Origin of the sequence: Herminiimonas contaminans (genome assembly GCF_015645465.1) — a bacterium.
In the GTDB taxonomy this organism is placed as follows: Bacteria; Pseudomonadota; Gammaproteobacteria; order Burkholderiales; family Burkholderiaceae_D; genus Oxalicibacterium; species Oxalicibacterium contaminans.
Genome location: NZ_JADOEL010000002.1, coordinates 245,129 through 270,162, shown reverse-complemented (window position 1 = coordinate 270,162; position 25,034 = coordinate 245,129). Strand labels below are relative to the sequence as shown.

The 25,034-nt window shown below is 55.4% G+C and carries 19 protein-coding genes and 1 other RNA gene; 12 read left to right on the top strand and 8 right to left on the bottom strand.

Features of this window, described 5'->3' with window-relative positions; genetic code table 11:
• The first annotated feature begins 141 nt into the window (after positions 1-141).
• The gene (gene egtD, locus IXC47_RS03605; RefSeq protein ID WP_195874723.1) at positions 142-1,092 is read left to right on the top strand and encodes an L-histidine N(alpha)-methyltransferase; all 951 of its coding nucleotides are present in this window, start codon (positions 142-144) and stop codon (positions 1,090-1,092) included.
• Between the two features lie 89 nt (positions 1,093-1,181).
• Entirely contained in the window at positions 1,182-2,393 is a 1,212-nt protein-coding gene (gene egtB, locus IXC47_RS03600; protein ID WP_195874722.1) for an ergothioneine biosynthesis protein EgtB, read from the top strand.
• A 21-nt stretch (positions 2,394-2,414) separates the two neighbouring features.
• Here the strand turns inward: egtB and IXC47_RS03595 are convergent, their stop codons facing one another.
• The 4 genes from IXC47_RS03595 to IXC47_RS03580 all read right to left on the bottom strand — a co-directional run bounded on the left by IXC47_RS03595 (position 2,415) and on the right by IXC47_RS03580 (position 8,829).
• Entirely contained in the window at positions 2,415-4,772 is a 2,358-nt protein-coding gene (locus IXC47_RS03595; protein WP_195874721.1) for a fatty acid cis/trans isomerase, read from the bottom strand.
• 119 nt (positions 4,773-4,891) lie between these two features.
• Positions 4,892-6,550, bottom strand: coding sequence for a 2-isopropylmalate synthase (leuA, locus tag IXC47_RS03590; RefSeq protein ID WP_195874720.1), 1,659 nt, complete (start codon positions 6,548-6,550; stop codon positions 4,892-4,894).
• A gap of 498 nt (positions 6,551-7,048) precedes the next feature.
• Entirely contained in the window at positions 7,049-8,095 is a 1,047-nt protein-coding gene (gene selD / locus IXC47_RS03585; RefSeq protein ID WP_195874719.1) for a selenide, water dikinase SelD, read from the bottom strand.
• A 302-nt stretch (positions 8,096-8,397) separates the two neighbouring features.
• Positions 8,398-8,829, bottom strand: coding sequence for a YXWGXW repeat-containing protein (locus tag IXC47_RS03580; RefSeq protein WP_175625493.1), 432 nt, complete (start codon positions 8,827-8,829; stop codon positions 8,398-8,400).
• Positions 8,830-9,349: 520 nt separating this feature from the next.
• Between IXC47_RS03580 and IXC47_RS03575 the strand changes: the two genes are divergently transcribed.
• Positions 9,350-11,704 (top strand): putative bifunctional diguanylate cyclase/phosphodiesterase, encoded by a 2,355-nt coding sequence (locus tag IXC47_RS03575; RefSeq protein ID WP_326838360.1) that lies wholly within the window; start codon positions 9,350-9,352, stop codon positions 11,702-11,704.
• A gap of 10 nt (positions 11,705-11,714) precedes the next feature.
• Complete coding sequence (locus IXC47_RS03570) at positions 11,715-12,587, top strand: phosphate/phosphite/phosphonate ABC transporter substrate-binding protein (RefSeq protein ID WP_175625494.1); 873 nt, start codon at positions 11,715-11,717, stop codon at positions 12,585-12,587.
• 18 nt (positions 12,588-12,605) lie between these two features.
• Here IXC47_RS03570 and leuD read toward each other — a convergent pair whose 3' ends face one another.
• The 3 genes from leuD to IXC47_RS03555 are packed head-to-tail and all read right to left on the bottom strand — an operon-like array spanning position 12,606 to position 15,541.
• Positions 12,606-13,223: a 3-isopropylmalate dehydratase small subunit gene (gene leuD / locus IXC47_RS03565; RefSeq protein ID WP_175625495.1), complete on the bottom strand. Its 618-nt coding sequence runs from the start codon at positions 13,221-13,223 to the stop codon at positions 12,606-12,608.
• On the bottom strand, positions 13,216-14,622 hold the full coding sequence (gene leuC / locus IXC47_RS03560) for a 3-isopropylmalate dehydratase large subunit (protein ID WP_195874718.1): 1,407 nt from the start codon (positions 14,620-14,622) through the stop codon (positions 13,216-13,218). The genes leuD and leuC overlap by 8 nt, the downstream gene beginning before the upstream one ends.
• Positions 14,623-14,644: 22 nt before the next feature.
• Positions 14,645-15,541: an alpha/beta fold hydrolase gene (locus IXC47_RS03555; protein ID WP_195874717.1), complete on the bottom strand. Its 897-nt coding sequence runs from the start codon at positions 15,539-15,541 to the stop codon at positions 14,645-14,647.
• A 104-nt stretch (positions 15,542-15,645) separates the two neighbouring features.
• On the opposite strand from IXC47_RS03555, the gene IXC47_RS03550 reads away from it, so the two are divergent.
• The 5 genes from IXC47_RS03550 to IXC47_RS03530 all read left to right on the top strand — a co-directional run bounded on the left by IXC47_RS03550 (position 15,646) and on the right by IXC47_RS03530 (position 20,294).
• Positions 15,646-16,560: a LysR substrate-binding domain-containing protein gene (locus IXC47_RS03550; protein WP_195874716.1), complete on the top strand. Its 915-nt coding sequence runs from the start codon at positions 15,646-15,648 to the stop codon at positions 16,558-16,560.
• A gap of 146 nt (positions 16,561-16,706) precedes the next feature.
• Complete coding sequence (ribBA, locus tag IXC47_RS03545) at positions 16,707-17,819, top strand: bifunctional 3,4-dihydroxy-2-butanone-4-phosphate synthase/GTP cyclohydrolase II (protein WP_195874715.1); 1,113 nt, start codon at positions 16,707-16,709, stop codon at positions 17,817-17,819.
• Positions 17,820-17,935: 116 nt separating this feature from the next.
• On the top strand, positions 17,936-18,424 hold the full coding sequence (gene ribH, locus IXC47_RS03540) for a 6,7-dimethyl-8-ribityllumazine synthase (protein ID WP_124573688.1): 489 nt from the start codon (positions 17,936-17,938) through the stop codon (positions 18,422-18,424).
• Positions 18,425-18,527: 103 nt separating this feature from the next.
• Positions 18,528-18,998 carry a transcription antitermination factor NusB gene (gene nusB, locus IXC47_RS03535; protein ID WP_012080191.1) on the top strand — a complete coding sequence of 157 codons (471 nt, stop codon included), beginning with the start codon at positions 18,528-18,530 and terminating at the stop codon, positions 18,996-18,998.
• A 78-nt stretch (positions 18,999-19,076) separates the two neighbouring features.
• The gene (locus IXC47_RS03530; protein WP_195874714.1) at positions 19,077-20,294 is read left to right on the top strand and encodes a pyridoxal phosphate-dependent aminotransferase; all 1,218 of its coding nucleotides are present in this window, start codon (positions 19,077-19,079) and stop codon (positions 20,292-20,294) included.
• 80 nt (positions 20,295-20,374) lie between these two features.
• Here IXC47_RS03530 and IXC47_RS03525 read toward each other — a convergent pair whose 3' ends face one another.
• Positions 20,375-21,298: a lytic transglycosylase domain-containing protein gene (locus IXC47_RS03525; RefSeq protein ID WP_195874713.1), complete on the bottom strand. Its 924-nt coding sequence runs from the start codon at positions 21,296-21,298 to the stop codon at positions 20,375-20,377.
• A gap of 484 nt (positions 21,299-21,782) precedes the next feature.
• Here IXC47_RS03525 and ubiD point away from each other — a divergent pair, with 484 nt between their 5' ends.
• From ubiD to IXC47_RS03510, 3 genes are all read left to right on the top strand, one after another.
• On the top strand, positions 21,783-23,267 hold the full coding sequence (gene ubiD / locus IXC47_RS03520; RefSeq protein ID WP_175625502.1) for a 4-hydroxy-3-polyprenylbenzoate decarboxylase: 1,485 nt from the start codon (positions 21,783-21,785) through the stop codon (positions 23,265-23,267).
• A gap of 177 nt (positions 23,268-23,444) precedes the next feature.
• Positions 23,445-23,543, top strand: an RNA gene (gene ffs / locus IXC47_RS03515) — signal recognition particle sRNA small type.
• A 321-nt stretch (positions 23,544-23,864) separates the two neighbouring features.
• Positions 23,865-24,998, top strand: a complete 1,134-nt coding sequence (locus tag IXC47_RS03510; protein WP_195874712.1) for an efflux RND transporter periplasmic adaptor subunit — start codon at positions 23,865-23,867, stop codon at positions 24,996-24,998.
• Positions 24,999-25,034: the final 36 nt, after the last annotated feature.

The following is a 25,034-nucleotide window of genomic DNA, read 5'->3' as shown; positions in this document are numbered from 1 at the left end:
CCGAAAAGCGCTGCTTCTCAGGCAATATGGGGGCAGCTTATCCAGCTGCAACCGTTATCTTGGCCGGATAAATAAACTGTCATCCCGGAACTGTCATCGCTAAACGGGGTCATTCAGATTCACGCATCACGGGAGCGCAGATTGCTGCAATTCATCCAGTGTACCGAACAGAATGACCAGAATGTCCGTGACGAACTGCTCGCGGGCCTGAGCGCAGCACAGCCTTTTACCTCACCCAAGTATCTGTACGACGCGCTTGGCTCCAAATTGTTTGAAGCAATCTGCGAGCTGCCCGAGTATTACCCGACCCGTACTGAAGCGCTTATCTTTCGCTCGCATGCCAGCGCGATTGCGCAAGCAGTAGGCAGTGGCAGCACCCTGATTGATCTCGGTGCCGGTAATTGCGCCAAGGCCGCGCGCCTGTTCCCGGTGCTGCAACCGGTGCAATATGTGCCGGTCGATATTTCAGTCAATTTCCTGCGCGATGCCTTGCAGCGTTTGCAGCAGCAATTCCCATCCATCGTCATGACCGGTATAGGCATGGATTTTTCCCATGAGCTGCTACTGCCGGATAGCGTGCGCGAGGCCAAACGTTTGTTCTTTTATCCCGGTTCGTCGATAGGCAATTACACGCCGGATGAAGCGCTGCTGTTCCTGCAACGCATACGCGCTGCCTGCGACGACGACGGTGGCTTGCTGATAGGCGTGGACCTGGTCAAGGACAAGGCGATACTCGATGCAGCTTACGATGACGCGCTGGGTGTGACGGCGGCGTTTAACCTGAACCTGTTGCGTCATCTGAATCATTTGCTAGGTACGGATTTCGACGTACAGGCATGGCGGCATCGTGGCTTTTTCAATGCGCAGGAAAGCCGGATAGAAATGCATCTGGAAGCTGTATCCGCACTCACGGTACGCTGGCCGCAAGGTGAGCGGCACTTTGAACGCGGTGCACGCATCCATACAGAAAATAGTTATAAGTACACACAGCGCAGCTTTACAGATTTGCTGGAGCAGGCAGGATTCGGCCGCCTGTCTTTTTGGGCTGACCCGCAGCAGTGGTTCATGGTGTGCCATGCACATGTGAACTGAACATGCGATTGTGCGAACTGCGTCGGACAGCAGTAGACTGTAGCAAGCGGCATCCCGTAACTGTTCTATCAATAACATGACGGATTGCAATGAACGTACAGACAGAAACCATCCATCTGCTGCTACCGCATCAGAGCCTTACGCGTTATCTGGCAGTGCGCGCACATACACTGACGCTGGCCGCGCCACTGTCGGAAGAGGATTGCGCCGCGCAGTCGATGCCGGATGCGAGCCCGGTCAAATGGCACCTGGCGCATACCACCTGGTTTTTTGAAACCTTCATCCTCGAGCGCTACGAAGCCAATTTCCAGCCGCATCATCCGGCGTTTCGTGTGCTTTTCAATTCCTACTACAACGGTGTCGGTGACAAGCATGCACGTGCGCAGCGCGGCTTGTTGACGCGTCCGCCATTTGATGAAGTGCTGGCTTATCGCCGCGTTGTGGATGCACGTATACAGACTTTGCTGTCGCAAACGTGGTCGGCATCACAGCAGGCAGAAATCAACTCTTTGCTGGAACTGGGTTTGCAACACGAGCAGCAGCATCAGGAATTGATACTGACCGATGTCTTGCATTTGTTTTCGCGTAATCCCTTAAAGCCAGCCTATGCTGCAACTCCCTATGCGATGGCGGACCTGCCACCGGCATTGGAGTGGTTGTCATTCGATAGCGGGGTAGTGCAGGTCGGGCATGAAGGCGGCGGCTTTTGTTTTGATAATGAAGTGCCGCGGCACCGCCAGTTTGTAGAAGCGTATGCGCTGGCGACACGGTTGGTGACGAATCGCGAATACCTGGCTTTCGTCGAAGCGGGTGGTTATGAAGACCCGGCCTTATGGTTATCGGAAGGCTGGGACTGGGTGCAGACCCAGCAAGCCGCACATCCGCTGTACTGGCAGCACGACCGTGGCTGGCATGCGTTTACCTTGCACGGTTTGCGGCCGCTCGACCTGAACGCGGCGTTGACGCATGTTTCCTATTTTGAAGCGGATGCTTATGCGCGCTGGAGTGGCGCGCGCTTGCCGACCGAGGCGGAGTGGGAGCATGCGGCTCAGAGTTCGGTGGAATTAACGCAGCTGTTAGGCACGTGCTGGCAATGGACCAGCAGCAGTTACGCTGCATATCCCGGCTATCAGACTGCCGCTGGTGCGCTGGGCGAGTACAACGGCAAGTTCATGTCCAACCAGTATGTATTGCGCGGTTCATCGTGTGTGACGCCGGTCGGTCATGCGCGCATCAGTTACCGCAACTTCTTTCCTTCCTCTGCACGCTGGCAATTCAGCGGTATCCGGCTGGCGCGCTAGACGCTAGCTTCCTGCCGCAGACTAGCGCAGTTCCAGTCGGTTGTAATCCAGTATGCCTGCTTCCAGTGCCTGCTCAGTGAAATAGCGCTGGTGCAGCGTATCGCTGAACGCCCAGAAATCCTTGTTATCCCGTCGTACTGCCCAACGTTGCGTAAAGGCGGCGTAGTCACGTTCCGAGCGCAAGCCTTGCAGTGCTGTGACCATGGCCGGTAAATCCGTCGCGCTGACGCGATAGAAGGCATTCGGATAGCTGAAGCCTATGCCGGGAGTCAGGGTCAGTGTGTCTTCCTCGGGTACCAATGCTTTGCTTTCACCCAGTAGATGCGAGACGCTGGCGTGTGCAGTGTTGCGCATGATGCTGTAGCTGCGTGCCTTGCCATCCGGTGCTTCGACCACCAGTACCGCAGTTTCAGGCAGCCATTGCAAAGCAAGGCCTTTGCTGGCAGCGAGTTTTTGTAGCGGTGCCTGCAAGGATGCCGGTGTTTGTTTGCGCCAGTCCAGATTGGTAGCGATGACGGGAGCGAGTCGTTTGCGCATCAGCTCCAGCAATTCTTTTTTCGGATCATTGCTGGCATAGCGTATGCCACTATCGACATTCAGGGTGGTCGCCGGTCCGCCATAGACTTGTTCGCGCACCGACTGGCTGTCACCGCGATACCAGCTGTCACGGACTGCGTTGCGTTGTGCCTTCGGCAGCAGCATCAGGAAAGTCGATTCGCCTTCCGAACGCAGGTAATCCATATACAGCCTGGACGCCAGTTGATGGCCGACGTTGCCATACACATCGTAGTTGGCAACCAGCAGATAGTGGATGCGTTCCAGTAGCGGATAGCCTATGACCCAGGCAGTCTTCGGTGTGTCACCGACAAAGCCTTTGACCACGCTCGCATTGTCGAAATGACGGAATACGGTGAGTGCGGCATTGTCGTTGTTGCCGTCGCCATCCCAGATCAGATTGAGGTTCACATCAGCCGGCTTCTTGATGACTTTGGCCAACAACTCGGAGCGTGCTTTCAGATATTCGTTTTCCAGTTTGCCGTAAGCCAGCCACGGCGCGAGGATGCCGGTCGTGCGGTTGCCTGTCGGCAGGCGTGCCAGTTCCGAGCTTTGCTGCAGCAAGGCGTCGACATCCTTGTCATAGTTGTCGGAAGGTGCGAGGAAGGTGACCCAGAACTGATCCTGGATCACATTCAGCGCGACCTGGCCGCGACATACCGGGCCTTTGATGAAACCCATGATGGTGAATTCCGCTTCATCCAGCATGAAGCGATAACGCGCACCGACCGGTAGCTGGGCGAAGGTGGCGAATGGATTGGCCGCGGTTTCTTCACTGTAGCCCGGCAGCTTGTTCACGTCATACGGTGCTGCAAAGAAGAGCTGACGCCAGCGTGCCATGCGCTTTGCATCGAGGCGATATGGCATATGCGTTTTCGCAACGATGGTTTCGCGTTCTTCCACCAGGCGATAGTAGACGCGGCTGGTTTGGGGATCGTCGACCGGCCTTGCTGTCGCGATGATGTTGACAGGCTGTCCCGGCGGTGTAGTTGAGCGCACCAGCTTGAAGTAGTTACGCAGCTTGTCGTTGCTGATGCCGTCACCGAAGTACAGGTGCGCGAGGAATAGATGCTCGTAGGCATAGCGTGCGAACAGCTGCTCCTTCAGCGTGTCGCCGTTGAGGAACTTTTCCCACAGGCGAACCTTGGCTGTTACTGCTGCCGGTACCGCAGGCTGTCCTTCATACGGCGCGCCTTGTTCCAGCCATGTCGTCACTTTGCGATGTTCTTCCGGCGACAGGCCGGGCAGGCCGAAAGGCATGCCTGCCAGTGGCTCCTTGCGTTCGTAGGCTGCCATTTCAAAATCGGTCGGGCACATATTGGCGCGGTCTGCCGAGATATCCAGCTTGCTGTGCTGGTCGGCTTCTGCCGGCCACGGATGCTGCTTTTTCAGCATCAGCATGCGATGAATCAGACCTACCGCGCGATTCGCTTCCGGCGTAGACATGTGTTCATTCATGACCGGGAAGAAGGCACGCTGGCGCCATTCCGAAGGTTTTTGCGCATCGATGTAGAGGCGCGAAGGATCTGCCGCCAGCAGGCGCGACGCATCGTACACAGTGGTCTTATTGGCGCCGCGCGCCAGGCCATCCCAGCTGGTGGTTTTAAGCTGGCACGGAGCGTCATAGCAGGCATGACAGACGACGCAGCGCTGGTTGAGTATCGGTTGTATGGTTTGCAGATAGGACGCGTCGGCTGCTGGCTTCAAGGGCACGTCAAAGCGGGTCGGATCGGGCGGGCCGTACAGGCTGTCCAGCTGCGTGCTGAGCAAGGTGCCGCAGGCAGCGATCAGGAGGATTACAGGTAAGAGGAAAATCCGGCGCATACGACTTACCGTGGAAACTGGAGGTGAGGTGACCTTGCCGTATTTCGTGCCAGGTGTCAATTTACAGGCGTAAAAAAGCCGCTGACAGGCAGCGGCTTTTTGTTTGCTGACGTAGCTGATTAGCTGGCCAGGGCGATGTCACGGTTAACCGCGCTCAGTACGGCGCGGAAGGAGGCTGTGACGATGTTGCCATCAATACCGACACCGAAGCGGGTGACGCCGTTGTTGACGCGCAGTTCTACATAGCTGGCGGCATTCGCGCTGGCACCTGCACCAATTGCGTGCTCATGGAAATCCATCAATTTGATGTTCAGGCCGAGTGCATTGATGAAGGCGTCGATAGGACCGTTGCCGCTACCCTCCATCGAGACCGGCTGGCCATCTTTTTCCAGTTCTACCTTGATTTGCACTTCGCCGTCTTTCGAGTCGTCGATGTGGTGGTTGCGGTAGTGGTAAGGCGTGACCGCGTTCAGGTATTCGCTGTTGAAGATGGTGTGGATGTCGTTGGCTGCGACTTCGCCGCCGGTTTCATCGGTGATGCGTTGCACGGCGCGGCTGAATTCGATTTGCAGCCGGCGTGGCAAGACCAGGCCATATTCCTGTTCGAGCAAATAAGTCATGCCGCCTTTACCGGACTGGCTGTTGACGCGAATCACGGCGTCGTAGCTACGGCCGAGATCGGCCGGATCAACCGGCATGTATGGCACTTCCCAGATTTCATCCGGCTTTTGTTTGGCAAAACCTTTTTTGATTGCATCCTGGTGCGAGCCGGAGAAGGCGGTATAGACCAGGTCGCCGACATATGGGTGACGCGGATGGACCGGGATCTGGTTGCACTCTTCCACACATTGACGGATTTCATCGATGTCGGAGAAGTCGAGGCCAGGATTGATGCCTTGCGAATAAAGATTCAGTGCAAGCGTGACGAGGTCGACGTTGCCGGTACGTTCGCCATTGCCGAACAAACAGCCTTCGATACGATCGGCACCAGCCATCACTGCCAGCTCGGCAGCAGCGACTGCGCAACCACGGTCATTGTGTGGGTGCACGCTGAGGATGATGGAGTCGCGGCGCGCCAGGTTGCGATGCATCCATTCAACCTGGTCGGCGTAGACGTTAGGGGTGCTGGCTTCAACCGTGCCTGGCAAGTTGATGATCATCTTGCGCTCAGGTGTAGGCTGCCATGCTTCGGATACGGCGTCGCAGACTTCCTTGGCGAAATCGAGTTCGGTCATGCTGAAGGTTTCCGGCGAATACTGGAATACCCATTCAGTTTCAGGATGTGCATCGGTCAATTCACGGATCAGCTTGGTACCGGCGACCGCGAGTGCCTTGACTTCTTCTTTCGACATATTGAAAACGATGCGGCGGAATGCAGGTGCCGTCGCGTTATACATATGCACGATGGCGCGACGTGAGCCAACTACGGAGTTCACGGTACGGCGGATCAAATCTTCGCGTGCCTGGGTCAGGACTTCGATGGTGACATCGTCCGGGATACGCTTTTCGTCGATCAGCTTGCGCACGAAATCGAAATCGGTTTGCGAAGCGGAAGGGAAGGCGACTTCAATTTCTTTCAGGCCGATTTTCAGGAGCATGTCGAAGAAGCGCAGCTTCTTTTCATGGTTCATCGGTTCGATCAAAGCCTGGTTGCCATCACGCAAATCGGTGCTCATCCAGATCGGCGGTGTGCTGATCACGCGGTTTGGCCAGGTGCGGTCCTTGAGTTGCACGGGAGGGAAGGCGCGGTATTTCGCAGCCGGGTTAGTCAACATCATGATAAGTCCTTAAATTCTTCGTTCAATCGGGGTAAGCGTCAGGGGTGGCGATGGGCTACCTGACTGCCACGTGCGCTAGGTCAGGTAACCGATCGGTAGCAATAGCAAAGCCAATGAACGAGCGAAGCTCATCCCGGCGAACAAATCGCCATTGATGCGCACTGCTGAAATCGGCTTGATAGGCATGATGGTTACGGATAACTCGGTTGTACTGCTGTATTTACTGCGACGGTATTACTGGTGTGTTGCGGGCAACACAGGGGCACGCTACTAAGCTAGTAGTAGCGATAGCAGCGTCGATAGCGAGATGCCAGCGATGTGCTTGGATGCGGAAGGAATGTGGTGTGCAGAAAACATAGGGCTAACTTTAGGTGATGCAGGGGCGCACTGTCAAGCCCGATATAGCTTAGCGCAGTGTTGCGTTGTAGATTTGATAATGCAACCAGGCCGCGCCAGGCCTGGTTTCGCTCTTGTCTATGTGCAAAAGGCAGGCCGTTTTCAGGCCTGCACTTCGACGCTGGCAGCTCCTGGCGACATTTCCCCTATGACCGCCGCATGGGCAAAACCTTCGCGTTGGAATAATGCCAATACCTCGTCCACTGCGGCCGGATCGCAGGCCACCAGCAACCCCCCCGAAGTCTGCGGATCGCTCAGCAAGGCTTTTTCTACGGCGCTGACACCCGTTGCCAATGTCACATCATGACCATAGGCATCCCAGTTGCGGCCTGAAGCGCCGGTGACGCAACCTTGCTCAGCCAGTTGCAGCACGCCAGGCAACAAGGGGATGGACGGCATTTGCAGCGTCGCCGTCAGATTTGCGCCGCGCGCCAGTTCCAGCAAATGGCCGAGCAGGCCGAAACCGGTGACGTCCGTCAACGCATGCACGCCATCCAGTCTCGATAAAGCCATGCCGGGTTTATTCAGTTTGGTAGTGTTGGCGATCATCGCGGCGTAGCCAGCGTCATCCAGGACGTTTTTCTTTAGTGCCGCAGACAGTATGCCTACACCCAGTGGTTTGCCGAGTATCAGTTTGTCGCCCGCTTTGGCATCGGCATTGCGTTTGACTTTGGATGGATGGACCAGGCCGAGTACGACTAAGCCATAAATAGGTTCGACCGAATCGATGGTGTGGCCACCAGCGATCGGAATACCGGCTTCGGCACAGATGGATTCGCCACCTTTGATGATCTGGCCTATGGTGTCCAGTGGTAGCTGATTGATAGGCATGCCGACCAGCGCGAGTGCCATGATCGGCGTGCCACCCATCGCGTAGACATCGGAGATCGCATTGGTCGCTGCGATGCGGCCAAAGTCATAAGGATCATCAACGATAGGCATGAAAAAATCGGTAGTCGCAATCAGTGCCTGCTCATCATTGAGTTTGTAGACGGCAGCATCATCGGAGGTTTCTATCCCGACCATCAACTCCTTGGGAACCGGAAAGCCGCTTGAGTTCTTGAGGATATCAGCCAGCACGCCGGGCGCGATCTTGCAGCCGCAACCGCCGCCGTGGGAAAAGGAAGTGAGTTTGATGGTCGTATTCATTTGATCTCTTTAAGGATGCTGTTGCAGTCTTGTACGCTGATTGAAATTTATTTTCTGCAAGGTGCAAATAAGGACCGTTGTCCGGATTAATAAATGAACTGGTGATTGCGAGTGTAGTGCAATCGACTATCTCGTGCATGCGTTTGGGGAACAATGCAAGGCGGCGCGGATATCAATGCGTGTTACTGCGGGGATTTGAGAGTCGTGTTTGAGGTGCGTGAAAATGCACCATCAAATGAAAACAGCACGCCTGAGAGTGGCTCGCAGGCGTGCTGTGTTGTGTTCGGGTTCAGGTTCCTGGATTAGCAGTTACCTTTTTTTGCTTGTCCCGGTGGGCAGTGATAGCCGTGATCATCCCTGTAATGTTTGTCCTTGTAGTGCTTATCATAGTGTTTGTCTTTATGATGCGGACGGTCGTAGCGGCTTTGCTGCCATCTCTCATTCTGCAGATACCAGCGCCCATTATCCTGACGCCATTCCGGGCGGTGATAGACGTAGCCAGGACGAGCCGTTACCCAGTGACCCTGCGCCCATACGTGCTGGTGACCATTCCAGTTCCAGTAACCCGGTGCCCATACGTAACCACTGCGTGGTGGCGGCACTTGTTCATAACGTAGTGGTGGCGGAGCGGTACCGATATTCAGGTTGACGCTGACTTGCGCCATCGCTTGCATAGGTACGACTGCGCTGCTGGTGACGGCAACTGCGGCCAAGGCTAAAAGTAGACGTTTCATGGTGTTGAGTGTTGAGAGTGTTGATAGCTAAACTATATAGCCTCTGCCAGAGATATTTAAGCAAAGTATTCATCTGCTTACAATTGTTACGAATTCTGCGGCCGACTGTAAACGGCGGCAGCCGCAAGCGAAGTCACGCAGAAATAAAAAAAGCCCGCATCGGTGAGGAGGCAGGCTGGTGTTGCGTTCACCCAAACCTATAGTGGAGTGTGGCAAACAGGTGTACTGTACAGACCGAAAATGACAGTACGATGACAGCGGCAGTGGTCAGGTAAAAATTTTTCCTGTCTGATCGCATCATGCCCAGACTGTCACCCAGATGGACGCTGCTCCCTATCCGACATAGAATCCCGCTCGCTGCCTTTGCCAGTTGTGGTGCTCTAGCCTCATCCGGCACAAGACTTGGGGCAATTGTCATTAAGTTGAAATGTTTGCTGACTAACATTGGCCAACAGCAACTTTGCGCTCACAGCGCCATTCATCCAGCATCCACGCGTCATTCATATTCGCATCCGCCACCTTGCAATCCGTCCTCCACTTCCTGAAAAAGCACGGCAATAATCTGATCCTCGGGGAAAAAGGTCTGGTTCCCGTTACCTTTTTGCTGGCGTTCGCGATGCTGGCGATCATTTGGTGGGGCACTTTGTCACGCATGGCGCATGAGAAAGAGCTGGTGCTGGAAAGCTCGATTTCAGACGGTCAGAATATCGCATCCATTGTCGCCACCAATCTCAATGAGGTATTGGAGCGCGCCAGCCATTACGCCAGGATAGGGCGTTCCATGATGGAAGAGGAGCGCTTCTCCGAGCTGCAACTCAAACCTTTACTCAGTGGCGACCCGGCTTATCTGCGGATAGCAATCTTTGACGGGCAAGCCAGGCTGCTGCAATCATCCGCCAACCGCCAGTCGGAACCAGAGCTGATGCAACTGGTACAGACGGTCCAAGAAAAGTCATTAGCGAGCGGGAATGATATCCAGCTGATAGTAGGGCGGCCATCGGTTAGCGATAGCTCGGCATGGCGTGTACCGATTGTGATTCCATTTGCAACAGCAGACCGGCAGCAAGGATTTTTGGCAGCGGTAATCGATCTCGGCTATTTTTTGCGTTTGTATAAGGACATTCATCTGGGTCATGGCGGTCGCATAGAGATCCTGACGCGTGACGCATACCAATTGGCTGAACTAAACGGCGCGGGCCTGGCTGCCGGTGTCGACTATGCCGGGTCGGATTACGGCAAATTCCTGCTGGGTCAGGATGAGGAGGGCGTAATCAGCGCCAACCGGCCTGGTGCAGCAGAGCAGGAAATTGCCGTGTTCCGCATGTTGGCCAGTTATCCGTTTACGGTTGTCGTCACCCGCGACCAAAGCTATGTAATGGCACGCCTGACCGCGCGGCATCGCGATTACCTGCAGCGGGCAATCGTGGTTTCGATCGCGGTAGTCTTGTTGATGTTTGGTTTGTTGGTGATCGCATACCGCCAGCGTCGCCTGTACAACGTATTGGCCGCGTCAGAACAGGAAAAACGCAGTCTGATCGGGCAACTGGAGCAAGAAAAAGGACGTGCGCTGCTGCAGGCTTCGCATGATTACCTGACTGGCATTCCCAACCGCATGCTGTTTTATGAACTGGCTGCCGCCGAACTGGCACGCGCGAGGCGTAGTCGCAAGTTGTACGGGATGTTCTTTCTCGATCTCGATAAATTCAAGTTGATCAACGATACGCTGGGTCATGCCGTGGGCGATCTGCTGCTGCAGGGCGTGGCGCGCCGTTTGCGCGAATCGCTGCGGGAATACGATTTGCTGGCCCGTCTTGGTGGTGATGAGTTCGTCATGCTGATTTCGGAAATGACATCTGAAAACGATATCGCCAAGGTTGCAGCGAAGCTGGTGGAGGTGGTACGTGCGCCTTTCCCTGACCTCGATGGCCACGATATTGAAATCAGCCCGAGCATAGGTATCGCGCTGTATCCGCGTGACGGACAAAACGTGGAGACCCTGCTAACCCATGCTGACGCAGCGATGTATAACGCGAAAGCAGCCGGGGCCGGAACCTATCGCTTCTTTGATAGTTCGCTGAATGCATCGTCGGCACGTGACGTGGAATTGCTGACACGCTTCAAGCGTGCGATACGTGATGATGAGTTTTGCCTGCACTACCAGCCGCGTGTGGAGTTGCAGGAGTTCGGCCTGGTTGGTCTGGAGGCACTGGTGCGCTGGCAGCATCCGGAACATGGTTTGATTTTCCCTAACGACTTCATCGCACTGGCGGAAGACAATGACCTGATCGTGTTGCTGGGCCGTTGGGTAATCGATGCTGCCTGCAGACAGATAGCCGAATGGCGGGCTGCGGGTCTGCCTTTGGTGCCGGTTGCGATCAATGTCTCGCCCAAGCAGCTGAAAGACAGCGCCTTGCTGGAAACCGTGATGGATACGCTGGCGCGCTATCAGATAGAACCCGAATTGCTGGAAATAGAAATTACTGAAGGTTGTTTCATCGAAGACTTCGATACCGCGAATCGCGTACTCGAGCAGTTGAAAGCGAACGGTTTGCGAATTGCTCTCGACGATTATGGCACCGGTTTTTCCGGTTTGAAGAATCTGAAGAAACTACCTATCTACGCGATCAAGATCGATCGCTCATTCGTCCGCGATATCCGCAATGACAATAGTGATGCGGTGATTGTCGCATCTACCATTTCGCTCGCACATAACCTCGGCTTGCAGGTCGTTGCCGAAGGCGTGGAAAGCAAGGAGCAATTGGTGCACCTGAAGACAGCGGGTTGCGATCAGGTGCAGGGTTTTTATTTCAAGCGGCCGGTAGAAGCCGCTGGAATAGTCGAGATTTTGCGTCGTGGCAGGTTCACGCCTACATAGGGGAGATTACATGCACACCATAAGCGATATGTTCCGCGCCCTGGCTTGGGGTCTGTTATTGCTGACGACATCGGTATATGCCGCTGAATGCGAGCGACCAGCACGTCTGCATTTTTCGCTGGTGCCGCAAAGTGATTTGCAAAAAGATGTGGCCTCACTCAAGCCCTTGTTTGCCGATTTGCAGACTGCACTCGGGATACCGGTGGAGGTGGTGATGCCGACTTCATATGGCGCTGTGATAGAGGATTTATTGTCGGGCGCGGTTGATCTGGCACGCCTGGGGCCTGCTGCTTATGTATCGGCGAAAAAACAGGACCCGGGTATCACTGCCTTTGCGACGGTGTCGCGCAAGATGCCGGGGCAGAACGAAGAAGACACCTTCTATCACTCAGTCCTGATTGTGCGCAGCAATGGTCCATACCAGACCATAGAATCATTGCGTGGCAGGAGCGTGGCGCTGGTTGATCCGGATAGCACTTCGGGCGCCTTGATACCGCGCCATGTTTTTCCTCGCGTGATCCAGACGCCTTTGGAAAAATACTTTGGTCAGTTGATATATAGCGGTGCGCACGATCAGTCGATGCAAAACCTGAAGAAGGGCAAGATAGATGCTGCTTTCATTTCCAGTGCCAGCCTGGCGATGCCGATAGAAAACAGTGGCGTCAAAAAAGAAGACTTCCGGGTGCTGTGGCGTTCGGCCGCAATCCCGCGTAATCCTTTTGTCTTGCGCAGTCGCTTGTGCGCCGATATCAAGAAAAAGATCATAGGCGTCTTCCTCGATAGCGGTGGCAATGCGAATGAAAATCTGATGCGCAAACTGAACGTGACGCGCTTTGTCCCGGTCAGCGACAAGGATTATCAGATCGTGCGGGACTTGCCCTGATTTTGTGTGGCTTGCTGCTTAGGCGGCGGGCAATACCTTGGCCCATGGGTAGCGCGCATCGTGTCCGGCCTCGAAGCGTTCTATCTCGGGTAATAGCTGCATGGTCGCACCTATCATGTCCAGCCCTTCAACTATCATTTGACGGTGACGAGCTCCCAGCGTAAACGGGAAGCTGTGCTGTGCACTGCTGACTGTCATCGCATCAAGGTCTATCGTCAGTTGATGATTGCCATCATCCATGTCGGCTAACAATGCTGCGATTTTTTCTTCTTCGAGTGCGATCAGCAGCAGGCGATTATTCAATGCATTGCCAAAGAAAATTTCACCGAAGCTGGGCGCAATAATGGCCTCTATCCCTAGTTGCTGCAGTCCCCAGACTGCATGTTCACGGCTGGAACCACAACCGAAGTTGGGGCCGCCGACCAGGAACTTGCTGGAGCGGAAGTCGGACTGATTCAGGATGAAGTCCGGGCGCGGGCTGCCATCCGGATGAAAGCGCAAGTCGTACAGTACACCTTGCGCCAGACCTGCCTTGTCGATGATGCGCAGGAATTGTTTGGGCATGATTTGATCGGTGTCGAGATTGGCCAGCAACAATGGTGCTGCGACTCCTTGCATTAATGTTGCGTCAGACATGGGCCAGCTCCTTATCCAGTTCACGTACATCCGAGATGCAGCCGCGTATCGCTGCTGCTGCCGCCATCGCCGGACTCATTAAATGGGTGCGGCCTTCGCGTCCCTGGCGTCCTTCGAAGTTACGATTGGTGGTCGACGCACAGCGCTCACCCGGTGTCAGCACATCGTCATTCATTGCCAGGCACATCGAGCAACCTGGCTGGCGCCATTCAAAACCGGCTTTGATGAAAATATCGGCCAGGCCTTCCTGTTCGGCCTGGCGTCGCACTGTACCGGAACCTGGTACCACCATTGCACGTACGCCTTTGGCGACATGGCGACCGGCGATGATGCTGGCGGCGCTACGCAAGTCTTCGATGCGACCATTGGTGCAGGAGCCGATGAAGACGCGTTCTATCGGCATGCCGAGCAAGGATGCGCCAGCGGACAAGCCCATGTAGTGCAGTGCCTTGTTGTCGTTGTGTGCGGTGTCCGGTATGTGGCCGTCGACCGGTATCGCCTGATCCGGGCTGGTACCCCAGGTGATGTAGGGTGCGACTTCAGTGGCGTTGAAATGATGGTCAGCTTCAAACTGTGCATCCTGATCTGAGTACAGTGTCAGCCAGTCTTGCTGCGCCTGTGCAAACGCAGCTTCGTCGAGTTCGAGCGCGTGTTCGCGGATGTAAGCAAAGGTCGTTGCATCGGGACGTATCAATGCGGCACGCGCACCGGCTTCGACTGCCATATTGCATAAGGTCATGCGTGCTTCTGCCGACAGTGCATCTATGGTGCTGCCGCAGAATTCCACCGCATAGCCGCGTGCGCCTTGTGCACCGATACGGCTGATGATGAGCAAGACCAGATCCTTGACCGAAGTGCCGACAGGTAAAGTGCCATCGACGCGTATGCGCATGTTATCGGCGAGGCGATAGACCAGGGTCTGCGTCGCAAGTATATGTTCGACTTCTGAGGTACCGATGCCGAAACCGAGTGCGCCCAGTGCGCCATAAGTCGTGGTGTGGCTATCGCCGCACAGCACCACCATGCCCGGACGGACCCAGCCGTGTTCCGGCGCGATGATGTGTTCTATCCCTTGTTCGGCATCGTTGGTATCGAGCAGCTTGATGCCGTATTCGCGGCAATTCTTTTTCAGGTTGCTGGCCTGCAGCGCAGATGGCGGATCGAAGATGACACGTTGGCCGACCTGTACAGGATGGGTAGGAATGATGTGCGAGACGACGGCCAGTTGCTGGCGCGGGCGCAGCACTGTGCGTCCCTGAGCCTTTAAACCGGCGAAGGCTTGCGGGCTGGTGTATTCATTCATGATGTGCAGGTCGACATACAGCAGCACGTGCTGTGTATCGAGACGGCTGACTGTGTGCGAGTCCACCAGTTTTTGGTATAGCGTGCGTGTAGACATGGTGCGTGTTCTTGGCTGGTGCTTAGTTGGAGAGGAAGGGCAGCACTTCATCGAGCAAGAGCTGCGGCTCGTCTTCCGGTATGTAGTGGCCGCAATCGAGCGCATGGCCGTGTACCTTGGCGGCGAGGTGCTGCCATTCTTCGAGTGGCTGGAAGCATTGTTCGATCACGCCATGTTTGCCCCACAAGGTCAGCATAGGTGCTTGTATCTTGTTACCGGCGGCGAGGTCTTCCCGTTCGTGTTCGAGGTCTATGCCGGCGCTGGCGCGATAGTCTTCGCAAATGCCGTGTATGGTGGCCGGGTCGCGCAGACAGCGCAGGTATTCGGCATAGGCTTCAGGTGTAAATGGCTTCATCCCGGCGCTGCGTCCGGCGATGGTGTGTTGCAGGTAGACGTCCGGATGCGAGTTGATCAGTGTTTCCGGGAATGGTGCCGGGCGCGTCAGGAAGAACCAGTGGTAGTAAGCGGTGGCGAAGGCGCGATTTGCTTTTTCATACATGGCGAGGGTAGGGGCGACGTCGAGCACCACCAGCTTGCGTATGACTTCCGGATGATCGAGTGCCATGCGATAGGCGACGCGGCCACCGCGATCATGTCCCATCAACAGGAATTGATCGAAGCCCAGATGCGCCATCAATTTGATCTGGTCTACACCCATTACGCGTTTTGAGTAATTGCTGTGGTCGGGCAAGCCTTGCGGTTTGTCGCTGTCGCCATAGCCGCGCAGGTCGCTGGCGATGACGGTGTAGTGCTGCGCCAGGGTCTGGGCAACTTTGTGCCAGATCACATGGGTTTGTGGGTGACCGTGCAGCAGGAGCAGTGCGGGGCCGCTGCCGCCTTTGATGTAGGCGATCCTGACACCGTTGACTTCTGCGGTGTGTCGTTCAAATCCAGCGAATCCTGGAAACCCTTCTAACATAGTTGACTCCTGACGGCGGCGGCTTATCGTGTAGAGGATTGTATAGCTGTTAAAGCGGCATATAATTCATCTTTATTCAGTCTATTATTTCTTTTAATTTAATAATGAATGAGCTCTCTGATCTGGCGTTTTTCTCAGTCCTGGTAAAGCAGGGCAGCCTGGCTGCGGTCGCGCGTGAGCTGGGCGTGACGCCGCCGGCGGTGACCAAGCGGCTGGCCAATCTGGAGCAGCGGCTGGGTGTGCGCTTGCTGAATCGCACCACCCGCACCATGAGCGTGACGCATGAAGGTGAGATCTACCTGGCCGAGGGTGCGCGCATCCTGTCCGAGATCGAGGAGCTGGAGCGTACCGTCAGTCGCAGCCGGGCCGTGCCCAAAGGCTTGCTGCGCATCAATGCCAGCTTTGGTTTCGGGCGCAAACACATCGTGCCGGCGGTATCCGACTTCATCGCAAAATATCCGGAAATAGAGGTGCAGCTGCAGCTGTCCGACCGGCCTGTGAACCTGATAGACCAGGCTTACGACGTCGGCATACGGATAGGCGAGATGCCGGACGCCCGCATTATTGCGCGCAAGATTGCTTCCAACCGCCGCCTGCTGTGCGCGGCACCCGCCTACATCAAGCGTCATGGCCAGCCCTCGGTACCGCGCGACTTGCAGAAACAGCAATGCATCGTGTTGCGCGAGAATGATGCCGCCTATGGCAGCTGGCATTTGCACCGTGGCAAGCGGCAGGAAAGCATCAAGGTGCGTGGCGCGCTGAGCAGCAATGATGGCGAAGCCACACTGGCCTGGGCGCTGGCCGGACATGGCATCCTGATGCGTTCGCAATGGGATGTGGCGGCTTATTTGCGTTCGGGGCGGCTGGTCGAGGTGTTGGCGGACTGGAGTCTGCCGCCTTCGGATATCTATGCGGTCTACCCGGAGCGCCTGAACCTGTCTGCCAAGGTGACGGCTTTTGTTGATTTCATGAGTGCGCGCTTTGCATCGCACCTGTCGGAGTTGGGCGATTCCTGGTAGGGGGTTGTGTTGCACGCAACACCTGCTGCATGGGTCAAATCAGCCCATGCCTGGCCGTTTGCTTGCCGGATGTGTAATTGATCCGTCAATTGGCGGTCTGGAAGGGCGCAAATCCTTTAAAATAGCGGCCTACTCCGAGATTATCTATGTCCATTTCAACTACCCAAGAAATCGTTACCGAATTGCGTGCCGGTCGCATGGTGATTCTGGTCGACGAAGAAGACCGTGAAAACGAAGGCGACCTGGTATTGGCCGCCGAGTTCGTGACCCCGGAAGCGATCAATTTCATGGCCAAGTTCGGCCGCGGCCTGGTTTGCCTGACGCTGACTGAAGAGCGTTGCGACCAGCTGGCGCTGACCATGATGACAACGCGCAACGGGACCTCTTACGGCACCAACTTCACTGTCTCTATCGAGGCGGCCGAAGGCGTGACCACCGGTATCTCGGCAGCGGATCGCGCCAAGACCATCCAGGTCGCCGTTGCCAAAAATGCCAAGCCATCCGATATTGTGCAGCCGGGTCACATCTTCCCGCTGAAAGCGCAAAAGGGCGGTGTGCTGATGCGTGCCGGTCATACCGAAGCAGGTTGTGACTTCGCCGAACTGGCAGGCCTGACCCCGGCAGCGGTGATTTGCGAAATCATGAAAGACGACGGCACCATGGCGCGCCTGCCGGATTTGATTGAATTCGCCAAAGAACATGATTTAAAAATCGGCACCATTGCCGACCTGATCCACTACCGCAGCCAGCACGAAACCATCGTCGACCGCGTCGGCGAGCGTACGATGGAAACCGTGTACGGCAGCTTCAAGACTATCGTCTATCGTGACAAGCCTAGCGGCGGTGCGCATCTGGCGCTGGTGCATGGCGATATTTCGGCAGACAAGGAAACCCTGGTGCGTGTGCATCAACCGGTGTCGGTGCTGGACTGGCTGGAAACCAAGGCGACTACCCACTCGTGGAACCTGGCTTCGGCGATGGCGGCGATCAAGCAATCCGAGCGCGGTGTAATGGTCTTGCTCAATTGCGAAGAATCGGCCGATGAGTTTTTTGCCCAGTTCGAGGCACTGAACAATCCGGAAACGCGCCCGCAACAACGTGCGGCCCATATGGATTTGCGTACCTACGGTATAGGCGCACAAATCCTGAAGGATCTGTCGGTAGGTAAGATGAAGCTGCTGGCGAACCAGCGCAAGATGCCTTCGATGGCCGGTTTTGATCTGGAAGTGACTGGTTATCAAGCGCGCACAGACGATTGAACATTCGTTCAAATTTTATTGAATTGAGCAATCATTTCAATAACTTGTTGGTGCTGGTAGTAAAGTCGAAAAGAATTAGTTGAATTAAACGCGCTAGTCGCATGAAGGGGAACACCATGACAGTAGGCAGCTACGAAATGAATTTGGCAGGACAGGGTTTGCGCATCGGTATCGTGCAGGCGCGTTTCAATCAGGATGTATGCCACGGTTTGCTGGCTTCTTGCCTGGCTGAGTTGAAACACCTGGGTGTCGAAGACGAAGATGTCTTGCATGTCACGGTGCCGGGCGCGCTGGAAATCCCATTGGCCCTGCGCAAAATGGCTGAAACCCTGCAGTTCGATGCGCTGATCGCTATCGGTGCGGTGATTCGTGGTGAGACTTACCACTTCGAGCTGGTCTCGAACGAATCCGGCGCTGGCATCACCCGCGTAGGCCTCGACTTCGGCTTGCCGATCGCGAATGCAGTGCTGACCACCGACACCGACGAGCAGGCTGAAGCACGGATGGAAGAAAAAGGCGCGGACGCGGCTCGTGTCGCAGTTGAAATGGCGAACCTGACGATCGCGCTGGAAGACCTGGCTGACGCCGCCGACGACCAGCAGTAATCCTGCACCTTAAGAACTGCGCAGCAGGCATGCGGCGCAAGTATTGTTAACCTTTGATGCGCGCCTGGCTTCTATATATATGCAGGTGCGCTGTTTGTGAGCCATGACCCAAAAAACCGACCACGCTAATCCGAGCAAAAACCGTACGCCGCGTCATCGCGCCCGTGAATTTGCCTTGCAAGGCCTGTATCAATGGCTGCTGAATAATGAAGATGTACGCGTGATTGAAACGCATATCCGCCAGGCCCATGGTTTCGACAAGGCTGACGCTGAGCATTTCGACGCGCTGCTGTATGGCACCGTCAAGCAAGTCGGCGAATTGCGCGCCGGCCTGGCACCATTGATAGACCGTGAAATTTCGGCGTTGTCGCCAGTAGAGCACGCCGCTTTGCTGATAGGCGCGTTTGAATTGAAGAATCACATCGAAATCCCGTACAAGGTAGTCATCAACGAAGCAGTTGAGCTGACCAAATCCTTTGGCGGCATAGACGGCCATAAATATGTGAATGGCGTGCTGGATAAGTTTGCTGTCAGCGCGCGCGAAGTGGAAATCAACGCCGGACGCAAAGGCTGATCACACACTTCCGCTATTTATATAGTCAGTAAGTTCGGTCGCCACCTGCTCCGTTAGCCTCATTTCAGGCTGTAACGGATGCCGGTGGCGGTTTTCATTGAGGAATCTGCTTTGTCTTCGCATCTCGCACAACTTGCCTCCCGTCTGCAAAACATCGCGCCTTTCCATGTCATGGAGCTGGCGAAGATGGCGGCCGAGCTGGAGCGGCAAGGGCGACACATCATCCACATGGGCATAGGCGAGCCGGACTTCACGGCGGCGCAGCCGGTCATAGACGCGGCGACGCGCGCGATGGCGGATGGCAAATTGCAATACACGTCGGCTACCGGCTTGCCTGAATTGCGGTCGGCTATCGCGGCGCATTATCAGACTGTCTATGGCGTCGAAGTCGATCCTGCGCGCATCATCGTGACGGCGGGTGCCTCGGCGGCCTTGTTGCTGGCATGTGCTGCCTTGGTGGAAAAGGATGCGCAAGTCCTGATGTCGGACCCGTCTTATCCGTGCAATCGCCACTTTGTCGCGGCCTTTGACGGCCGGGCCAAAATGATAGCCAGTGGTCCCGAGCATCGTTTCCAGTTGTCGGCTGAGATGGTTGAGCAAAACTGGTGTGAGCAGACGCGCGGTGTATTGCTGGCTTCGCCATCGAATCCGACCGGTACCTCGATAGAGGCGGGTGAGTTGCGCAAGATCGTCGAGACTGTACGTAGCAAGCAGGGCTTTACCATCGTCGATGAGATTTATAACGGTTTGCGCTATGACGCCGAGCCGTTCTCGGCCTTGTCGCTGGGTAGCGATGTCATCGTGATTAATAGTTTTTCGAAGTACTTCAATATGACCGGCTGGCGTTTGGGCTGGCTGGTAGTGCCGCCGGAGCTGGTGCAGCCTATCGAAAAGCTGGCGCAGAACCTGTTCATCTGCGCATCGAGCCTGGCGCAACATGCGGGGCTGGCTTGCTTCCAGCCGGAAGCATTGGCTATCTATGAAGCGCGCAAGGCTGAGTTCCAGCGCCGCCGCGACTATATAGTACCGGCGCTGGAAGGGTTGGGCTTCAAGGTGCCGGTCATGCCGGATGGTGCTTTCTATGTGTATGCTGATTGCAGCGCCTGGTCTGACGATGCAGATCAGCTGACGGTGGATATATTGAATAAGGCGGGCGTGGTGATCGTGCCGGGGCTGGACTTCGGTCCGTCTACTGCGCATCAGTATGTGCGCGTTTCGTATGCGACTTCGATGGAGAATCTGCAGGAAGCGGTGGCACGGTTAAAGGCATTTCGCGAGCAGCATGTGAAATCCTGAGTCGATGTGCTGATAGTGCAGACGTAAAAAAAGGAGCCTGAGGCTCCTTTTTTATTGATGCATCTACTATTACAGCGCTATTACAGCGAAGTGAATTTATCGCCATCCAGCTTCTGCGTGTTCTTGTCTTCCAGTGCTGCCGACTTTTCCTGGATCACGACTGGCTGCGCTTTTGGTGCTGCGCGGCTGGCCATGGTTGCAAAAGCGGAAACACGTTTGCCGCTGGCAACTGCTTTCAGGCGGTCGTACTCGCCCAGGACTTTGGCGCCGTAACCAGCGTCGCTATCCATGCCTGCAGCGCCTACATAGCGTTTCAGGCCAGCTTCTACCGAGCCGCCGCGTGAGACGTACTCTTTCAGGATCAGCGAACCGACGCGGATGTTGGCAACCGGGTTCAGCGCTGCTTGTGTGCCGCCCATTTCAGCAAACTTGTCGTGATGCACTTTAGACATGACTTGCATCAGGCCTTGCGCGCCCACCGGGCTTTCGGCAAACGGGTTAAAGCGCGATTCAATTGCCATCACAGCCAGGATCAACAGCGGATCGAGGTTGATTTCCTTGGCGGTCAGGTAGGCCGCCGAGACCAGCATATTGGTGGCGTCGTTCGCTACGCGATAGCGCTTGGAGATCCATTGCGTTACGCGTTGCTGTTGCACGTCGGTGCCCAGCATGGCCGGATTGGCGCTAACGACGGGGGCATCTTCGATTGCAGCCGAGGCTGGATCATCCATCAGGTTAGCGATAGGCGACAGGTCATCATCCGATGGTGTGGCCGCTACGGCGTCCGAGAACGGCGAGATGGCTTGGATTTTTTCTGCGACTTCTGGCTTGAAGAACATCAAAGCCAGGGTTGCGATTGCTGTCAGACCCAGCGCCATGACGGCGTGGCGTGCGGTTGCGACGACTTTGTTATTGGTAGTGCGCATTGCGGTTGAATGCGCAATTACCTGTCGTGCAGACTGCTTGGCGGCTTTACGCATCGCCGAGGTAATTCGATTTAACATTAAAAACTCCAGGATTGACGCGGCAAGTAAAGGGCTCCACCACAAAACAAATGAATTATTTCGTAGAACCCTGCACATGCCGTGAATCAGAGAAATCGTTTGCAGTCGCTTGGCGTACGGCAAACGTCGGAGTTGGTTACTTATAGGGTCGCGCATTCTGCAGCGGTGCCCTTGGCAAACAACTTTTTCGGGGAGAAGGCTAAGCGCCTTTTGAAAACACTCCTAAAATGTCATGTGGGACCCCGATCCCGTGAAATGAAGAGAGTTTCTTTTCTGCCCGGTTTGGTGTTCAAATACGGGGCCTGCTCTTCAAGTTGCGCGAATTGTAGGAGGCGGTTTATATCAAGTCAACACTATAAAATCAATATTCTATAACTTTTGAATCTAACATTTTTAGTCCAGACCCGGTAAAAGCCAAAGGAATCAGGTACTTGGGCGTTTTAATTGAATAATCAAGTCCAAAGTACAAAACGGCGAAAAAAATATGAAATATTCTGATTTACGCGACTTCATTTCTCAATTGCAACAAATGGGCGAACTTAAGCGCATAAACGTGCCGGTTTCGCCTTATTTAGAGATGACGGAGATCTGCGACCGCACTTTGCGGGCTGCTGGTCCGGCACTGCTGTTCGAGCAACCGACCGGTCAAAAGATTCCCGTGCTCGGCAATCTTTTCGGGACACCGCATCGCGTCGCACTCGGCATGGGTGCCACGGATGTGAGTGAATTACGCAAAATTGGCCACGTGCTGGCCATGCTGAAGGAGCCGGAACCACCGAAAGGTTTCAAGGACATCATGGGCCTGGGTTCGCTCGTGAAGTCGATCTGGGACATGGCGCCGAAAGAACTGCGCGGTGCTCCTTGCCAGGATATCGTGTGGGAAGGCAATGACGTCGACCTCGCACGCCTGCCTATCCAGCATTGCTGGCCCGGCGATATCGCACCTCTTATTACATGGGGTCTGGTTATTACTAAAGGCCCGCACAAGAAACGCCAGAATCTGGGGATTTATCGCCAGCAGGTGATAGGCCGCAACAAGGTCATCATGCGCTGGCTCGCCCATCGCGGCGGTGCGCTCGACTTCCGTGAGCACAGTATAGTTAACCGCGGCAAGCCGTATCCGGTCGCGGTCGCGCTGGGTGCTGATCCCGCTACTATATTAGGAGCGGTGACGCCGGTACCGGATAGCTTGTCCGAATACCAGTTTGCCGGTCTCTTGCGTGGCAGCCGTACCGAGCTGGTCAAGGCGCTGGGCAGCGAGTTGCGCGTACCGGCTTCGGCCGAGATCGTGCTGGAAGGGCACATCTACCCGGACGAGTCGCATCCATCCGGTTACGAGCATGCGCTGGAAGGTCCATATGGCGACCACACTGGTTACTATAATGAGCAGGATTCTTTCCCGGTCTTCACGATAGACCGCATCACGATGCGGCGCGATCCGATTTATCACTCTACGTATACCGGCAAACCGCCGGATGAGCCTGCGGTACTGGGCGTGGCGCTGAATGAAGTCTTCATTCCCTTGCTGCAAAAGCAATTCTCCGAGATTCTCGACTTCTATTTGCCACCGGAAGGTTGCAGCTACCGGATGGCGGTGGTGCAGATGAAGAAGGCTTATCCGGGGCATGCCAAGCGCGTCATGTTTGGCGTCTGGAGTTTCCTGCGCCAGTTTATGTATACCAAGTTCATTGTGGTGGTGGATGAAGACGTGAATATCCGCGACTGGAAGGAAGTGATCTGGGCGATTACCACCCGCGTCGATCCGACCCGCGATACCACCCTGGTAGAAAATACGCCTATTGATTACCTGGACTTTGCATCGCCGGTCAGTGGTCTCGGCAGCAAGATGGGGATAGATGCGACCAATAAGTGGCCGGGTGAAACCAATCGCGAATGGGGGCGTACCATCACCATGACCGATGAGGTGAAGCAGCGCGTCGACCAGATCTGGCAGGAGCTGGGTATTTAATAGCTGCGGTCATCGCAGTTGCTGATGTCAGAAAAAGTGGTGCTTCTATATATCTATATAGAAGCACCATTATTTTTTGGGTTCCTGAACAGATGAGCTGCAGGTCATCCATGGAAAATTTAGAAATCCCTGCATACGCAGAGGACAGACTGCGCCTTTGCTGTTAAAATTCGTGTCGGCGGGCCCCTGCGCATTGTGGCATGGCCAACCTGGTCAGGTCGGGAACGAAGCAGCCACAGCCATTTCCTGCAAGTGCCGTAGACAAGGCTCGCCTCTTTACAGACGTCTATATATAGATAGTTGTAATTATCCTCGTAGTTCAGTATCACCCTCCCGCTACTGCCATCCCCCCTTGCTTCGAAACGGCGTTTCCATCGCACTTCGTCGTACTCGCGATAAATAATCCACAATTGTTCATTTGCCTTAGTCCTGCAGACCACGTATGTTTGTGTCCTTGCTGGGCTTGCGCCCCGGTTTTGGCAGGTATCGCTAACGAATTGACGCCTGCTAAGGTTAAACTTGCGCATGCAATTTTCGATGCAGCTCTGCAACTAACTCTCTAAACGCCGTATCGGCAGCTCAGGATAAGTAGTCTCTATGCAAGCAAGTAAAAAATATCTGTGGATAGGCGTGGGTGTCGCAGTGGTCGCAGGCGCCGCTTATCTGGTGTTCGGTGGCAAAGCTGAGCGCGGCAGATCCGGCGGCGACGGTACGCAATCTGTCAAAACTGTCATCGCCACGCAAAAGACCATACCGATCACCGTGACTGCAAATGGCTATGTGACCGCCGTCAGTACCGTTGATGTCCGTCCCAAGGTGCAAAACATAGTCCGCACCATCCACGTCAAGGAAGGGCAGTTCGTCAAAGCCGGACAACTTTTATTCACCCTGGATGAGCGCAGCGACCAGTCGAATGTGGCCAGGGCTTCGGCGCAACTGGCGGCAGGGCAGGCCGACCTGGCCGATGCCGAGCAGGTATTGAAGCGCAATCAGGATTTGTTATCGAAAAACTTCGTTTCTCAGGCGGTGGTCGATACCGCACGCAACAAGGTGGAAGCGCTGCGCAATACGGTGAAGGCCAACCAGGCAGCGATCCAGTCGAGTGCGGTTGCCCTGAGTGACAATAAAATCACCGCCGGTATCTCCGGTCGCATCGGTGTCATCAATGTCCATCCGGGTAGCCTGGCGCAACCAACCGGTACCGTGATGGTGACCATCGTGCAGATAGACCCGATCATGATCAGCTTTACCTTGCCGGAACGCGAGCTGCGCAATATCCGCGCCACTTATCCGCAAGGCAATGCCCCGGTACACGCGCAACTGCCAGGGCAGGAAGTCCTGACCGGCAAGCTGACCTTCATCGATAACCTGGCTGACACCCAAAGCGGCACCATACGCATGAAGGCGGAATTCGCGAATGCCGAGCAAAAGCTGTGGCCGGGCGCCTATGTCAACGTGAACCTGGTGTCGCGTGAAGTACCCGATGCGGTGCTGGTGCCAGCGCAGGCAGTGGTCACCGGGCCGGTCGATAAATTGCTCTACGTGGTACAGCCGGATGACACGGTGCAGGAACAAAAGATAGAAGTGCTGGCGATCGAAGATGGTCAGGCGGCCGTATCCGGTGTGAAAGCCGGTAGCCGTGTGGTAGTGGAGGGGACTAAAAACCTCCGTCCCGGCACCAAAATCCGTGAAGTGAAAAAAGCGGCGGCCACACCTGCTGCACCGACCTGAGTTAGTTTTTGGCCTGATCATATTTCGCGTGTGATC